11 protein-coding genes and 3 pseudogenes are annotated in these 14,983 nt (G+C 69.2%); 4 read left to right on the forward strand and 10 right to left on the reverse strand.

The annotated features are described in order from the left end of the window. Positions 1–651 carry an RHS repeat domain-containing protein gene (locus tag WMF39_RS10855; protein ID WP_437745460.1) on the reverse strand — a complete coding sequence of 217 codons (651 nt, stop codon included), beginning with the start codon at positions 649–651 and terminating at the stop codon, positions 1–3. 238 nt (positions 652–889) lie between these two features. Here WMF39_RS10855 and WMF39_RS10860 point away from each other — a divergent pair. From WMF39_RS10860 to WMF39_RS10875, 4 genes and pseudogenes are all read left to right on the forward strand, one after another. Beyond that, a pseudogene (locus WMF39_RS10860) lies at positions 890–2,478 on the forward strand (IS1182 family transposase). 26 nt (positions 2,479–2,504) lie between these two features. Further along, the gene (locus tag WMF39_RS10865) at positions 2,505–2,711 is read left to right on the forward strand and encodes a hypothetical protein (RefSeq protein WP_437745461.1); all 207 of its coding nucleotides are present in this window, start codon (positions 2,505–2,507) and stop codon (positions 2,709–2,711) included. 241 nt (positions 2,712–2,952) lie between these two features. Beyond that, positions 2,953–3,122, forward strand: a pseudogene (locus WMF39_RS10870) (adenylosuccinate synthase); the annotation flags it as partial. A gap of 423 nt (positions 3,123–3,545) precedes the next feature. Further along, positions 3,546–3,965, forward strand: a pseudogene (locus tag WMF39_RS10875) (adenylosuccinate synthetase); the annotation flags it as partial. 250 nt (positions 3,966–4,215) lie between these two features. Here the strand turns inward: WMF39_RS10875 and gcvPA are convergent. From gcvPA to WMF39_RS10920, 9 genes are all read right to left on the reverse strand, one after another. Next, on the reverse strand, positions 4,216–5,580 hold the full coding sequence (gene gcvPA, locus WMF39_RS10880; protein WP_437745462.1) for an aminomethyl-transferring glycine dehydrogenase subunit GcvPA: 1,365 nt from the start codon (positions 5,578–5,580) through the stop codon (positions 4,216–4,218). A 56-nt stretch (positions 5,581–5,636) separates the two neighbouring features. Continuing rightward, positions 5,637–6,038 carry a glycine cleavage system protein GcvH gene (gene gcvH / locus WMF39_RS10885; RefSeq protein ID WP_437745463.1) on the reverse strand — a complete coding sequence of 134 codons (402 nt, stop codon included), beginning with the start codon at positions 6,036–6,038 and terminating at the stop codon, positions 5,637–5,639. A gap of 88 nt (positions 6,039–6,126) precedes the next feature. Further along, complete coding sequence (gcvT, locus tag WMF39_RS10890; RefSeq protein ID WP_437745464.1) at positions 6,127–7,248, reverse strand: glycine cleavage system aminomethyltransferase GcvT; 1,122 nt, start codon at positions 7,246–7,248, stop codon at positions 6,127–6,129. Positions 7,249–7,343: 95 nt separating this feature from the next. Then, the gene (locus tag WMF39_RS10895) at positions 7,344–7,886 is read right to left on the reverse strand and encodes a hypothetical protein (RefSeq protein WP_437745465.1); all 543 of its coding nucleotides are present in this window, start codon (positions 7,884–7,886) and stop codon (positions 7,344–7,346) included. Beyond that, positions 7,883–11,527: a hypothetical protein gene (locus WMF39_RS10900; protein ID WP_437745466.1), complete on the reverse strand. Its 3,645-nt coding sequence runs from the start codon at positions 11,525–11,527 to the stop codon at positions 7,883–7,885. Before WMF39_RS10900 ends, WMF39_RS10895 begins: the two co-directional genes overlap by 4 nt. A 16-nt stretch (positions 11,528–11,543) precedes the next feature. Then, positions 11,544–12,143: a hypothetical protein gene (locus WMF39_RS10905; protein ID WP_437745467.1), complete on the reverse strand. Its 600-nt coding sequence runs from the start codon at positions 12,141–12,143 to the stop codon at positions 11,544–11,546. Then, complete coding sequence (locus WMF39_RS10910) at positions 12,137–13,492, reverse strand: PilW family protein (RefSeq protein ID WP_437745468.1); 1,356 nt, start codon at positions 13,490–13,492, stop codon at positions 12,137–12,139. The genes WMF39_RS10905 and WMF39_RS10910 overlap by 7 nt, the downstream gene beginning before the upstream one ends. Then, complete coding sequence (locus tag WMF39_RS10915; RefSeq protein ID WP_437745469.1) at positions 13,489–14,091, reverse strand: type IV pilus modification PilV family protein; 603 nt, start codon at positions 14,089–14,091, stop codon at positions 13,489–13,491. Before WMF39_RS10915 ends, WMF39_RS10910 begins: the two co-directional genes overlap by 4 nt. After that, positions 14,088–14,924, reverse strand: coding sequence for a pilus assembly FimT family protein (locus WMF39_RS10920; protein ID WP_437745470.1), 837 nt, complete (start codon positions 14,922–14,924; stop codon positions 14,088–14,090). Before WMF39_RS10920 ends, WMF39_RS10915 begins: the two co-directional genes overlap by 4 nt. Positions 14,925–14,983: the final 59 nt, after the last annotated feature.

The following is a 14,983-nucleotide window of genomic DNA, read 5'->3' on the forward strand; positions in this document are numbered from 1 at the left end:
CTAAGCTTCGAGCGGGCATCCGCACGATTCAGGATTGAGCAGGCAGATCGGCACGGGCGGGAACGGGATCAGCCAGTCGAAGAGGTCGCCGAGGCCGCCGAGACCGCCGTCGCCGTCACCCCTGCTGCCCTTCTTCCTGTCCGGACCAGGCTCGCCGAGCTCCTTCCATTCCCTGTAGAGGTCTTCCGCCTCCTCCTTGCTGAGATCCGCGTCGCCATTGCGCTTGACCTGCCTATGGTACCAGTTCCAGAATTTCTTGGATAGCCCGTACAGCTTGTCGAACTTCGAGTGACCGGTGACGTCGGTCCAGTTCACCGGATCGTTGCTCGCGTAGGCGTAGAGGTTGTTGTCCCTGCCGCCGAACCGGATCGGGTCCTTCCCCGTCCACCTCCCCGCCTCCGCGTCGTAATCCCTCGACCCGAGGCGCACGAGCCCCGTGTCGCGGTCGTAGAGCCCGCCGGCGAACCCGAACGGCGTGAAGCCCGGATTGGTGTCGAGGAGCACGCGGCCGAATTCGTCGAAATCCATCCGCTGCATCACGGCGCCCGTCGCGGTGTTCACGACCAGCCGCGGGCTGCCGAGGTGATCGGTCAGGATTCGGTAGGTCGAGCTCCGCTCGCGAACCCTTGACGCCCCCGAGCACTCCAGCACGCTCTGCTGCTGCCGATGGGCCGACCTCCACGGTGCTGCGGGCTGTCTTCGCAGGCCCCGCCGCGCGAACGCGTCGAGCAGAAGGTCGCGTCGGTGCGGTCGGCATCGTGGGTCCAGGCGCCGCTTGGGCTGCCTCATCCCATCTATCAGGTTGATTTTGTGAGAATTTCGGGCGCTTCGATGCAACGCTCGACGGACTCGCCGGGTCATGATCTCGTGCGCGTCCGGAGGTGCACGGATGGAACGATGGTTGCCGCCGGTGGAGCTGTCGCGGCACGAACAGGCGCTCATGAAGCGGTTGACACGCGTGAGAGCACTGTTCGGATTTCTCAGGCTACACCGACACGAGCTATTCGATGAGACCTTCCAGGAGCAGCTTGAGGGCATGTACCGGACGACGGGCGCAGGCGAGCCGCCGCATTCGCCGGCGCTGATGTGCATGGTCACACTGCTGCAGGCTACGTCGGCGCATCGGATGCCGAGGCGGTGGAACTGTCCGTCGTCGACCTGCGCTGGCAAATGGTGCTCGGCTGCCTGGGTGCGGCCACGCCCGCGTTCTCGCAGGGCGCGCTGCAAGCGTTTCGGGAGCGGATGGTTGCGCACGAGATGGATCGGGTGCTGCTGGAGCGGACCGTGGCGCTCGTTCGGTCCGGCGCGATGACGGAGGGCGAGAGGCGCGCGGTGTCCAAAGCGCTGCGCGTGGCGATCGATAGCCGCCCTTTAGCGGGGGCCGGGCGGGTTGAAGACACGATCAACCTGCTCGGCCATGCTGCCCGCAGCATCGTCCGCGTCATGTCGAAGATCACCGAGCGTCGGCCCGAGGAGATCTGCCGCAAGGCGGGCATCCCGTTGCTTCTGGCTCCCAGCATCAAGGCCGGGCTCGACCTGGACTGGAGCGACCCGAAACAGAAGGCGGCGGCGATTCAGATCCTGGAGCGGCAGGTCTCGTCGCTGCAGCAATGGGTCGACCGCCATCTGGACGACGTCGTCGAGCAGCCGCTGCGCACCTATTTGGATGCGCTCACGCAGGTTCGAGACCAGGACCTGGAAACCGCCGACGACGGGACCGTTCGCATCCGGCAAGGCGTTGCGCCTGAGCGCCGTGTATCGATCGAGGACGCCGAGATGCGCCATGGCCGCAAGAGTCGCTCGAAGCGGTTCGACGGGTACAAAGAACATATCGCGCGCGACCTTGATCTTCCCGTCATCGTCGCCTGTGCGGTCACGCCAGCGAATCGGCCCGAAGAAGAGGGGGCCGCGCCGATCGCCAAGGACGTCCAGCATCAGGGGCTACGCCTCGTCGAGCTGCACATCGATCGCGCCTACGTGAACAGTCCCGTCGTTGGCGACGTGATCGGCGCGGGCGGCCGGGTGTTCTCGACGCCTTGGGGGCAGCGGGCTCGTAGCCCCGATTTGTTCAGCAAGCGCGACTTCAAGATCGACCTGCGCGCCAAGACAATCACGTGTCCCGCAGGACAGGTCGAACTGTTCGAGCCGGGCGACACGGTCGAGTTTGATCCCGAGGAGTGTGGTGCGTGTCCCCTCCGAGCGAAATGCACCCGAGCCGCCTCGGGACGAGGGCGGACCGTGTCTATCGCCGAGGACGAAGCTTTGCAGCGCAAATTCCGGAAGCTGCAGCAGACCGGCCCAGGACGCGCCGTGCTACGGAAGCGGGTAGCTGTGGAGCATGCCCTCGCACACATCGCGGCGCGCAAAGGACACAATGCGCGCTACATCGGCGCAAGGAGAAATCTGTTCGACCTCCGGCGCGCAGCAGCGATCCAGAATCTCGAGGCGGCGCAGCGGCTGATCCAGGAGGCGGCGTAAATGTTTGAAATCATGCAGCTTTCAACATGTTTGCCGTTCTAGTGGTCGAAGGGATGATGGCTCATGATGTCTCACTCAATAGATCATTATTGAAGAAGAGAAAAGAGAACTGCTGCGCGTCACCGCTGGATGGCGGACGCGTTGAACCGCAAAGCATTACCAACCAAGCGCTGTCGCCCTGTGCCTTGTTATTGATTTTTTATACTGAACGGCATTGCGCCGAGCAGGACTGATGGCGCACCTTAGGGGCCACCTGGGAGCTCCACATTCAAAAACTGAACTCCACGTTTTGTCATGCGAAGCGAATCCGAGTGTCTTGGTGCCGCATCCACAGGCGTCATCGAATTTGTCTGAGCATAAGTCCGGTGATGATATTTGATGTGCGTCGCGACAGGCAGCCAAGCCGGGTGGAGTCGCCTGCGAATGCTAACGAGGGGGCGCCTGTTTGTGTCGGATCGCGCGCGCCTGATCCCGCCATCGGGGCGCGCACGGGAGCTCCAGAGCGACGAGATCACGACCGCGAAGCCGGCGCTGGAATTGTGGCCGAGTGGAGCGAGCCGATCGACAGCGCCCGCTCCGTGATGGAGCTGCCCGCAGCGGCGCGGCACGATGTGGAGCTGGTCGAGAAGGAGACGGGCGTGCCGCACGCCAAAGCCGGCTAGTGCGCCCGTCCGGAGGAGCACGGTCGAGTCGATCCATGTCGTGAACGTCTCCCAGATCGTCCCGTCCTCCACCGCGCCGGCCGTACCGCGCTGGATCGTCACGCAGGTCGCGTCCTCGGCGCCCGCCGCGAGCTTCGCCGTACCGCGCAGCCCCTCATCGTCCGACGATCCGGAGCTACATGCCCCCCTACGAGGAGCATCTGTGCGCAGCACGCGAGCGCTCTCCACTTCACCCATCCCGGCGTCATTGCTTTCCTCCGCGGGCGCGAAGGGACCAGAGCGACGAGTAAATAGCAATTACAGCCGATAACAGACAGCGCGACCCCGCCACAAAAGCCGCCAGATCCGCCCGCTCCCCAGCACGATTTCAGTGCATCCGCAGGCGCGCCGCCTCCGAGCCATCGCCTCGATCACGGCACGTCCCCGTTCGTGACGTCGTCCTCGGCGATCGCGGGCGGCGCGTGCGTCGGCGCCGGGGTCGGCCCGACGCGCATCCGCCGCGTGCTCGGCCTGGCGAAGGCGTACTGCACGCGCGTGGGCGAGGGGCCGTTCCCGACCGAGCTCGACGGCCCGCTCGGCGAGCGGCTCTGGTCGGTGGGCGGCGAGTACGGCTCGGTGACGGGCCGGCCGCGGCGGACCGGGTGGCTGGATCTGCCGGCGCCGCGCTACGCGGCGCGGGTGAACGGCCTCGACGGGATCGCGCTCACCAAGCTCGACGTGCTAACCGGCATGCCGGAGCTCAAGGTGTGCGTCGCCTACGACAGCCCCTTGGGGGGCGGACGCTTGAGTTCCCGGTCGACGAGATCGCGACGGCGAAGCCGGTGCTCGAGCAGGTGACCGAGTGGAGCGAGCCGGGCGGATCCCCGGCGCATCGGCCCGATGAGGCGCTCCCGCCCCCGGCGCGACTTCCTGGTCCGGCTCGGCTTGGCGCACCGCAAGACGAAGGCGAAGGTCAAGCCGAGCCCCGCCGCGCCGCCTGCGCCTGACGTGCTCTGAACGCAGCGACGCCGGTGCGTTCCGGGCTCGGCCGGGGCGGGGCAGCTCGGCACTCCCCGACCCGCCCCCGCCTGCCGCTTCAGCCCGTGAACCCCGCGAGCCCTTCCACGAGCCGATCGAGATCCGCGCGGCTGTGCCGCTCGGTCACGGCGACGAGCAGCTCGTCCCGCCGCCGCGCGTCGATCCGCCGGAGATCCAGCCCCGCGATGATCCCCTGCTCGGCCAGCGCCCGCGTGAGCCTCCCCGCGTCCCCGCCGCGGACCTTCACGACGAACTCGTGGAACGTCGGCGCCGACATCGGCAGCGAGTACCCGTCGAGCCGCGCGATCTCCCGCTTCAGGTGCTCGGCCTTCGCGAGGCACTGCTTCGCCGCCTCCACGAAGCCGCGCTTGCCGAGCATGCACATCCGCATCGTGACCGCCGTCGCGCAGAGGCCGCTGTTCGTGCAGATGTTGCTCGTCGCCCGCTCGCGGCGGATGTGCTGCTCGCGCGTCGCGAGCGTCAGCACGTACCCGCGGGTCCCGTGCTTGTCGACCGTCTCGCCGACCAGCCGGCCGGGCACCTGCTGGAGGTACTTGCGGTCGTTCCGGCACGCGAACAGACCGACGTTGGGGCCGCCGTACTGCGGCGGCAGCCCGAGCGGCTGGCCCTCCGCCACCGCGATGTCGGCGCCGAGCGCGCCCGGCGACTCGAGCAGCGCGAGCGCGTACGGGTCCAGGGTGACCGTGATCAGCAGCGCGCCCTTCTGGTGGCACACCTCGGCCACCTTCCGGATATCGCCCACGACGCCGAAGAAATTCGGATAGCCGACCACCACGCAGGCGGTCGTCTCGTCGATCGCCCGCGTCAGCGCCTCGACGTCCGCCGTGCCGTCGCGGCCCACGTCGACCCCGACCAGCGACGCCTTGCCGGTCCCGATGCCGTGCACGTACGTCTCGACCGTGCCGACGTAGTCGGGGTGCACGCCCCCGGACAGGACCGTGCGCTCGCGCCCCGTCAGCCGGCGGGCCATCAGCACGGCCTCCGCGAGCGCGCTCGCGCCGTCGTACATCGACGCGTTGGCGATCGGCAGCCCGAGGATCTCGCTCACGATCGTCTGGAACTCGAAGATCACCTGGAGCGTGCCCTGGGAGACCTCGGGCTGGTACGGCGTGTACGCGGTGTAGAACTCGCTGCGGAGCAGCAGCTGATCGGCGGCCGGCGGGAAATGGTGCTCGTAGGCGCCGGCCCCCAGGAACGAGAGCATGCGCCCTGCGCGGTTCTTCTGGGCGAGCTCCTCGAGGTGCCGCATGAGCGAGGCCTCGTCGAGCGAAGGCTCCATCGAGAGGGGGCGCGTGAGGCGCGCCTCCTTCGGGATCGCGCTGTAGAGCTCCTCGAGCGACGACAGGCCGACGGCCTGCAGCATCTCGCTGATTTCCTCGGGCGTGTGGGGCAGGTAGCGCATGGTCTTGTGCAGCGGGAAACGGGAAGGGTGATGCGGAACGCGGAGGGGCGCGGCGCTCAGTGCGCCGCGGTCTTCAGGAGCTCGCTGTACGTGTCGGGATCCATGAGCGTGCCGAGCTCGCCCTGGTCCGAGGGGACGACCTCGATCATCCACGCCTTGCCGTAGCAGTCGTCGTTGACGAGCTCGGGGCGGCTCTCGAGATCCGAGTTCACGCGCTGGATCTTGCCGCTCACCGGCGCGAACAGATCGCTCAGCGTCTTGACGCTCTCGATCGTGCCGAACGCCGTGCCCGCGGTGATCGTGTCGCCCGGCTTCACGTCGAGGTTGACCAGCGTGATGTCGCCGAGCTGCTCGACCGCGAAGGCGGTGATCCCGATCACGACGAGATCGTTCTCCTGCTTGGCCCACTCGTGGTCCTTCGTGTACCGCCGGTCCGTTCGGACATTGTCGCTCGCCATGTGACTTCTTCTCCCTTTGCCAACCTGGATCTCTGGTCGCCGCGTGCGGTCGCTCGGATCGGCGCGCCGCGGCGCGCCTCGGCGCGGGTCAGGCCCGCTTGTAGAACGGGGTCTTGACCACGACCGCCTCGACCGTGCGCCCGCGGCAGTCCACCTGGAAGGCGGTCCCTACCGCCGCCATCGGCGCCGGCAGGTAGCCGAGCCCGATGTTCTTGCCGACGGTCGGCCCCGGGCTGCCGCTCGTGCAGACGCCGACCTTCGCGCCGCTCTGGTCGAGCAGCGGGTAGCCGTGGCGCGCGATGCCGCGCCCCGTCATCTCGAAGCCGACCAGCTTGCGCGCGGGGCCCTCGTCCTTGATGCGCTGGAGCGCGGCGCGCCCCACGAAATCGCCCTTGTCGAGCTTCACCACCCAGCCGAGGCCCGCCTCGATGGGGTTCGTCGTCTCGTCGATGTCGTTGCCGTACAGCGACAGGCGCGCCTCCAGGCGGAGCGTGTCGCGCGCGCCGAGGCCCGTCGCCTCGAGGCCGAGCGGACCGCCGAGCTCGACGAGCGCGCGCCAGAGCCGCTGCGCGTCGGACGGCGAGCAGAAGATCTCGATGCCGTCCTCGCCGGTGTAGCCGGTGCGGGCCACGGTGCAGCGCACGTTGGCGAGCGTCGCGTCGCGGAAGTGGAACGGCGCGAGCTCGCGCAGCGCGGGGCCGTCGCCGCCCGCGAGCGCGACGATGTCGAGCGCCTTCGGCCCCTGGAGCGCCATCATCGCCGTGCGATCCGACGCGTCCTCGAAGCTGCAGTGGCCCTGCGCCGCGCCCCGGATGTGGGCGGCGATCTTGTCGCGGTTCGAGGCGTTGCAGACGATGAGCCACTGCCGCGCGTCGATCCGGTACACGATGAGGTCGTCGAGGATCGTTCCGGCCTCGTTGCACGCGCACGTGTAGAGCGCGTGTCCGTCCTCCAGCTTCTTCACGTCGTTCGTGACGAGGTAGTCGACCACCTGTCCGGAGTGCTCGCCGCTCAGGATGATCTCGCCCATGTGCGAGACGTCGAACAGCCCGGCGGCGGAGCGCACCGCCTTGTGCTCTTCGGTGACGCCTTTGTACTGGACCGGCATCTCCCAGCCGGCGAACGGGACCATGCGGCCGCCGAGCTTGATGTGCTCGTCGTAGAGCGGCGTCCTTCGGAGCGGAGCGGTGGGGAGCGGCTTGGTCGACACGGCCGCGATCTACTTCGAAAGGTCGAAGATGTCGACTGGCGCCGACTGGCGCAGCGGCCCCGCGGCGCTGGAGGTCGAGGCCGCCGCCGCCGCGCTCACTCGAGGCGGGTGGGATCGATCACCCTGCCGTCCGGCGTGAGCCCGCTGCGACGCCAGCGCTCCTCGACCGACAGGCCCTGCTCCGCGGGCGCCCGGGTCTCGTCGCGGATGACGAGCTCCGAGATGTGCGCGCGCGAGACCACCTCGATCCGGATCATCCGCTGCGGCGCGCTCTTCACCGTGGCGCGCGAGAAGATCGTCTTCGCAGGCCCGGTCTCGACATTTCCGGCGAGGACGCGCGTGCGCACGTAGTTCGCCACCCGCTCGGCAGGGATTTCCCCGATGGCGAAGACGGCATCGGCGAAGCGCGCGCGCACCTTCATGCGGCGCGGGATGGGCAGGCCGAACGCCTGCTCGGTCCCCTCGGCGAGCTCGCCCGGCAGCGCCTGGTCGACCGGCGGCTTCGGCGCCGCGGCCTCGCTCGCCTGCGGCGCCGGCGCCGGCGCGCTGACGTCGCTACGGCAGGCGGGCGCGGCCGAAGCGCACGCGACGAGCGCGGCGAGCGCGCCGCCGGCGCGCGACAGGCTGGCTCGCGTCATTCGATGAGGGTGGCCCACGAGTCGATCTTAACGACCTTGCGCGGCCGCTGCAGCGTCCTCGTGCTCGTTCGCGTCGCGCCCCCCTGGGCGTCCGCGTCGCCGGCGGCGCCGGTGTGGAACACGAGCTGGTACTCGGGCGGGGTGGAGTGCCGGACGATCGTCTGCGGGCCGAAGTACTCATCGATGTAGTCCGTCGTATCCACGCACGTCGGCTTCTGGGTCACGGCCACGCCGAAGACGATCGTGCCCGGCGACTGCAGCTCGAAGTGCTCCGGAGGAGCGGCCGGATCGACGATGAGGCAAGCGTGCGGGTACGCCGGCGTGTCCGTGTTGCCGAGCAGGTAGTCGACGCCCCAGATCGCGCCGCGCCCGTCCGCGCACGCGTAGGTCCCGGGCGCGACGGGCGTGAACGTCGCGAAGTACGCGCAGCCGTTGAAGAGGGAGATGGGCCCGGTCACGCGCTGGCCGCCCGTGAAGGGGACGACCCAGTTCTCGCTGAAGCGGAGGCTGGTGTTGTGCGGTCGCTCGGTGATCGACCAGACCCGCGTCTCGATGGCGCCGCTCGCCGTGAACGCCTCCTGATCGCCGGTGGAGAACAGGATGACCTTGTTGCCGAGCGGATCGGTGCTCACGATCGGCGTCGTCTGGATCGGCTGGCTGCTCGCCGCGCTGTCGGTCGGGAACGAGTACGCGTCCCAGGCGAGGTCCACGGTCCAGTTGTCCGGGTTGGTGCTCGTCAGGCTGACGCGCCAGAGCGTCCCGTCGGCGTCGCCGACGTAGATGCGCTCGGCGACCTCACCGACGCCCGCCGGGAACGGCACGGGGATGCCGGTGATCGGCGAGTCGAAGTCGACCTCGGTGGTCCGCGAGGCGATCCCGGCCGGGGCCTCGGAGGGGAGGCCGCGGAACGTGCGGAGGATCTCGCCCGTGTCCAGCCGGACGATCGTGAGCGAGCGCGACGGCCCGACGGGGCCGCCGGTGCCCGCGCTGCCCCAGCACCGGACCGAGTCGCGGACCGCCAGGGTGCCCGTCGGATAGAAGAGCGGGTGCGCCGTGTTCTTCCGGTTGCACGCGGGTTGGCTCGTATCGAGCGGGGCGGAGCCGCCGGGCAGGATGGCGACCGCGATCTCCTTGATCTGGCCGCCGGACTCCATCTCCACCATGCCGATCGCCGGCGTCGGCGTCGCCTCGCCGAACAGCGGGGTGCCGGCGTCGTCGGTGGACAGCTGCCAGAGGAACCGCGGCGCCTTCGGGTTCGTCACGTCGAGCGCGTAGTAGAAGCTGCCGCCCGCGCCGCCGCTGGCGAGGAGCACGGTGTTCCAGGTCGCGTTGGCGCTGCTCACCTGCGCCGACGTGCGCTCGAAGACGACGTTCTTCACGACGGGCGCGCCGTCGAGCAGCAGCGATTGCTGGTTGAACGTCGCGAGCAGCCGGGGGAGCACGTGGGGCGGCAGGAACGACCAGAGCTCGTTGTTCTCGACCTTGTCCACCTTGAGCGCGTCCGACGCGGTCGCCGCGGTCACCTGGAAGGCGTGCAGCTGCCCGTCGGTCGTCGCCGTGTAGAGCACGAGCGGCCGGGTCGCCTGATCGGGGTGCTCCGCGAAGGCCCGGTAGGACTCGTCGGGGATGTAGTCGTTCGGCGGCCCCACGACGACCGGCGTGGAGTGATAGATGCTGCCGAGCTCGTTGCCGTCGCGGGAGGCGACGCCCGAGGGCATCGGCTGGCCGACCTCCCACTCGATGAGGCGCCGGGCGCAGTCCGCGGCGTTGGTCGCCTGCAGCCCGCCCGAGCACTGCGGCGGGACGGCCGCGCTGGGATCGAGGTCGAGCGCGCGGGACGCGCTGGAGAGATCGGTCGCGAACGCCGTCGCCTGCGCGGGCGCGCCGCTGCCGGTCACCGTGCCCGTGTAGCTGCCCAGCCCGTCCGTGGCGACGGTGGCGGGGCGGATGCTTCGGCTCGACCAGATGCGCTGCGCGGTGGTGTCCAGCTCGCCGATCACGGTGAAGAACTGCCGCGGCTGCCCGGTGTTCGAGTTGACGTTGGCCGCGAAGTCATCGCCCTTGCCGGGGTCGATGTCCTTCAGCTGCGTCGTCATGACGCCGCTCACGGGCTCGCAGACGAAGCGCTTGCGCTCGAGGTTGCCGCTCCAGAGCGAGCCGTCCGGCGGCGGGCTGAACGAGGAGGCGAACTGGTAGGCGACCCCCTCGTCGGTGCTGCCGTTGTTCGCGGTCGTGGTCGCATTGGCGAAGACGGGGAGGGTGCGGCTCGTCGAGTTCGCGGCGATCTGCGCGAAGATCCTCGACATCACCGCGGAGAGCTCGTTGGCGTCGTCCGGGAAATAGCCGCGATCGGTCCCGCCCTCGATGGCGATGCGCGAGAGCGTGCAGCACGCCTTGACCGCGCCAGCGGCGTTGTCGCAGCGCCCGGCGGGCAGGAAATCAGCGCTGGAGATCGTCTCGCAATTGAACGTCGGATCGCTGAGCTCCTGCCGCGCCTGGGTGGTAAGGCCGAACCCGACAGTATAGGTCGGCACACGCCGGTTCGGGTTGGTGTGGGAGTTGAGCGACTGGGCGATGACCTGCGGCTCCTCGTAGGGACAGCCCGTCCCTTCGGGGCCGGGGCCGGTGCCCTGCGCGCAGGTCGGGCGCAGGTCGAGGTTCGGCTCGCCGTCGGAGATGAGCACGATCGACGTCTTGCGGCAGCCGCCGCTGATGAACGGATCGTCGCGCGGCCCGAGCGGCCGACTCTTCCAGGGCGAGCCGTCGTTGAGGATGTAGTCGCGTGCGTCCGACAGCATCCCGGCGAGCGGCGTCGCGCCGTAGGGGCGCATCGCGATGAGCGCGTTCTGGATGCTCTCGTTCACGCTGCGGACCTCGGTGGTATCCGCCGTGTACGTCGGGAAGGGGATGAGCGGCCCTTCCCAGAGCGGCGCGGACGGGTTCCTGGCGCCGACCTCCATGTCCGCGGCAGCGCAGGCGGGCGGGTTGCCCCGCGCCGGGTATCCTGGGCCGGGCTCGAACCCGAGGAAGTAGCTCCACATCCCCGCCATGCCGCCCACGGGATCGGGAGCGCCGGAGAGCAGCCCGGTGCTCGCGTCGGGGAGCGTGTCGAACGTCATGAGCGAGAACCGGATCCGATCCTGATAGACGTCGAGCAGGCCGGAGTTGAGCTGCGTGAACGGCGTCGTGCAAGGCGTGGCCGCGTTGTCCCAGCGATGCTCTCCCACCAGATCGTAGGTCGCCCCCGGGCCCTTCGTGCAGTGGCCCGAGATCATGCGATGGAACGGGATGTAGTAGTTCCTGTCGTAGGGCGGCTCTCCCCCGAGGCTGAACTCGTTGACGAACGCGGTGCCCGTGCGGGGCTGCGCGACGCAGCTGAAGTCCTGGATCGGGCCCGTGAGCGACTCGACGAGCTTCGTCCAGCGGCTCTTCAGGGCCTCGGAGGCGGGGGGAGTGCCTGGGTTGCAGTCCGGCTCCCCGCCCGCCACCGTCTTCTCCATCGAGCCCGACGTGTCGACGAGCAAGAGCACGTTGGGCAGCGGCGGCTCCACATCCATCGCCTGCGCGCGTGCACGCCCCGCGACGAGGCCGAGCGTCGCCGCGGAGCTCATGGTGACAAGGACCTTCGTCAGGTTTCGCATCGTGCGCTCCGGTTCGTCACTTCGAGCAGAGGATATCGGCAACGACGGACATGGATTCCTGGCTGCCCGCCGTCGCGATGGCGGAGCCGCCGGGCCAGGCGATGAGACGCGCGCTCATGGTGACCGTGCAGTAATCGACGCTCACCGGGTTCGGGCCGCCCATGTCGCTGCCGGCGCGGTTCCCTATCGCAGGCCTTATCTTATCAGTGATCTCCACCTTGGCGATCCACTGGACGTCGGCGCGACCAAGGCTCCCGGGCGTCTCCGGCGGGCCGGCCGCGGGCGGCTCCAGGAGCTCTTCTGCCGCGTCGAACGTGTGCGGCAGGAGCGGCCAGCACGCGTCGGTGATGACCGAGCAGCTCGTCGACCTGGGGATCATCTCGAGGCCGCCCTTCTGCTCGATCTCGGCGATCGCGAGCTGCATCGCGTACTCGGTGAGATAGTGGGTCTGCGTCATCCGGCGCTCGTGGCCGCTGGCGATGGTCGACAGCGTGGCCGCGTGGGCCGCGAACAGGCCGATCGCGGTGAGCATCGTGATGACCAGCACGACGATGAAGACGGCGGCGCCCCGCTCGCGGGAGCGCCGGTGGGACCGGGCGATGCTTGTGTTCACCATGGGACGTAGGCCTGGTTGGGGAGCGCGATGTCGGCGTAGAGCGTGCGCATCCGGGCGTAGACTGGCGGCGATCCGGAGGGCGCCGTGTTCCCATAGGTGTTGGCGCCCGCGGCGATGCCGGGGATCAGGAACCTGAGCCTGCGGCCATCCGGGCCCACGGGGACGGGGAGGCCGACGTCGCGATCGGGCGCGCGGGTGCGGGTCGAGAGCCGGACCTGGACCGACCGCACGCGCTCCGGATTGGCCCCTGGCTGGTCGTTTGCGGCGGCGTTGGTGTACACGGACGCGTTGTCGATCGCGGTGATCGGAAACCGCGTGATCTGCGGATTGGTCACCCCGGGCACGGTGCCCTCCGTTGCGGTGGAGATCCCGAACTTCAGATCGACGGCGTACTCCGCGATGAGCTCGAGCGTGCCCGGGATCTCCTGATCCTCTTCGTCGAGCTCGACCCGCACGAGCTCTGTGCGGCCGTTGTCGCCGATGAGCGTCCCGAGCTCCGTCGTGATGGGCGCCACGAGAGGGTCGTAGGCCGTCCCCTTGCCGACGAGGCTCCGGATGTCGTAGCGGACGCGGGAGACGACGTTCACCCATCCTCCGTCGCCGGTGGAGCCGCCGGGGGTCACGCCGCAATCGGCGAGCCCGACCAGCGTCGGAAGGCCGGGATCCGCCCTCAGCGTGATGTCGATCTGGGTGGGCGGGTTGCCGATCACGTTGACCTGGTCGATGACGCCATACAGGAACTTCTCCTGACCGCGGACCATGATGCGCAGGAAGCGGTGAGGCGCGAAGATCTGGGTCAGGCTCTGCCCGCCGCCCTGCGCGCGCGCGAGCGTGCGCTGCACGGCGGAGCTGTTCGGGTTGAGCTCGACGACCCAGTCGCCCGACTCATCGCTGATCTTCCTGAACTCGAACAGCTCGGTGCTGTTCAAGCTGCCGCCGATGATGATGGAGTCAGGGTGCAGCCCGTTGGCGATGCTCTGGTTGAGCTCCGTCGCATGGAGGAACTCCGACCCTTGGCGCAGGATCGAAATCCCGGCGAGGCGCCGCAGGCCGACGGGCGAGGCCGGGACCTGGCAGACCTCCGGGTCATCGAGGATGTTGGCCGACGAGAGATAGGCGGCGCGCTGCAGGTCCGCGGTGAGCCGGTTCATCCCGAGCGTCGCCGCGAGGTGCGAGGCGGAGGCCCTTGCCTCGTTCTGGAAGAAGCGCGTCGCGTTCTTCGAGAGCAGGAAGGCCGCCAGCGACACGACGAGGCCGGCCGCCATCGCCACGAGCAGCTCCACGAGCGTGAAGCCTCGCTGTCCTGAGGCCCGCGCGCGCGGGCGGGTGGTGCGTCGGCTCGTCGTCATCGCCTGTCCTCGCTCGTGTTCCGGAGCACGCCCGTCGTCAGGTAGACGGCGCCGAAGCGCCCCGGGGCCGCGTCGACGTCGAGCGGGAGGATCCCGCAGTTGATCGGGTCCCCGTTGCGCTCCCAGACGACGCGGATCTCGGCGCGGAGGAGGCTGTCCCAGATCCGCGTGCCCGACACGGGATCGGTGAACTCGCGGAAGCGCACGTGCGTGCAGAACGCGGACGCCGACGTGTCGCCCGCGTAGATGTCGGCCCCGAGCACGTCGGCGCTCGGCGACCCGAGCGCGGTGATCTCCGTGGGGGTCACCTTCGTGAACGGGGCGGTGGTGCTGAGCGCGAGCCAGTCCGTGTCGCTGTTGATGTCGGGCACCCGCATGGGATCGTTCCACTGGAGCGCGTCCACCCGCAGCCGCTCTGCCCAGGTCATGGCGATGCTGTTGGCGATCGCGAGGTTGCGCGCGTTCGTGTTGCTGATGAGCGTCGCCTTCTGCAGCGCGAGCACCCCGGTGGCGCCGATCGCGAGCACGCCGAGCGCCGCCATGACCTCGATGAGCGTGTAGCCGCGGCTCGCCGCCCTCCTCGCACGCGCCGCGCTCACAGCCCGAGCCTCGCGACGCCGTTCGGCGGGACGAAGACCGAGCGCAGGAGGCCGGTCCTGGTGTTGGTCACATCCACCCGGAGCGCGCCGAGCAGCGGCGCGAACGCCCCGGCGGGGTCGTAGCGGACGAACGTCCGCCCCCGCGGCGTGAAGCAGACGTCGGCGTTGTCGTGCGCCACGCCGGTGGGATCGAGCAGCTGCATCGCCGCCAGCTCGATGCCCTCGGTGTGGAACGTCGTGACCGGCTGGGTCTGGGCCGGGTTCATCCAGTCGGCGATGCTGAGGCAGCTCGTCGCGATCAGAGAGCCGGCGGCGATGTCATCGACCTGCGCCTGCCGCACCTGGAACGCGCCTGTCGAGGCGGTCCACCGCACGAGGACCGCCGCCCCGCGCCCGATCGCCTGGTAGCGCGCGAGCCGGTAGATGCCGCTGATCTCCATCGCGGTGCGGTTCACGCGGCGGTCGCGCATGCCGCTCACGAAGCTCGGCGACGCCGCTGCGGCCAGGATGCCGATGAGGACCACCACCGCGAGCAGCTCCGGCAGGGTGAAGCCGCGCGCGCCACGGCGGCGCAGCGCGCGCTGCCCCGGAGCGCAAGCCCGCGGTCGATCGGAATCACGAGGAGGAGGTCGCGAACAGGAGGGAGGACGCACCAAAGGGTCGGCAAAGGCAAGCTGCATGCCCTCGACATGGGGCGCTAAGCCATGGAACTTCATGGTGAATCTCTCAAAGCGATTCGCCGCGGGCGCTAACGATTGCGGCGCTATGAAAAAAGGTGCAAGGCGAACAGGCCATGCGATTCCCGCCCGAAAGGTGTTCACCGAGAGGCCCATTGGACCACAGCGTGTCAGCTGCGACTCGCGCGACCCGCGCGACGCGCGCGTGCCCCGGG

It is taken from the genome of Sorangium sp. So ce1504 (genome assembly GCF_051521635.1).
GTDB lineage: Bacteria > Myxococcota_A > Polyangia > Polyangiales > Polyangiaceae > Sorangium > Sorangium cellulosum_B.

Coding starts and splice junctions, on each gene's coding strand:
- WMF39_RS10865 (WP_437745461.1), top strand. CDS start 2,505: ATGTTTGCCGTTCTAGTGGTCGAAGGGATGATGGCTCATGATGTCTCA.
- gcvPA (WP_437745462.1), bottom strand. CDS start 5,580: ATGCGCTACCTGCCCCACACGCCCGAGGAAATCAGCGAGATGCTGCAG.
- gcvH (WP_437745463.1), bottom strand. CDS start 6,038: ATGGCGAGCGACAATGTCCGAACGGACCGGCGGTACACGAAGGACCAC.
- WMF39_RS10895 (WP_437745465.1), bottom strand. CDS start 7,886: ATGACGCGAGCCAGCCTGTCGCGCGCCGGCGGCGCGCTCGCCGCGCTC.
- WMF39_RS10900 (WP_437745466.1), bottom strand. CDS start 11,527: ATGCGAAACCTGACGAAGGTCCTTGTCACCATGAGCTCCGCGGCGACG.
- WMF39_RS10905 (WP_437745467.1), bottom strand. CDS start 12,143: ATGGTGAACACAAGCATCGCCCGGTCCCACCGGCGCTCCCGCGAGCGG.
- WMF39_RS10910 (WP_437745468.1), bottom strand. CDS start 13,492: ATGACGACGAGCCGACGCACCACCCGCCCGCGCGCGCGGGCCTCAGGA.
- WMF39_RS10920 (WP_437745470.1), bottom strand. CDS start 14,924: ATGGGCCTCTCGGTGAACACCTTTCGGGCGGGAATCGCATGGCCTGTT.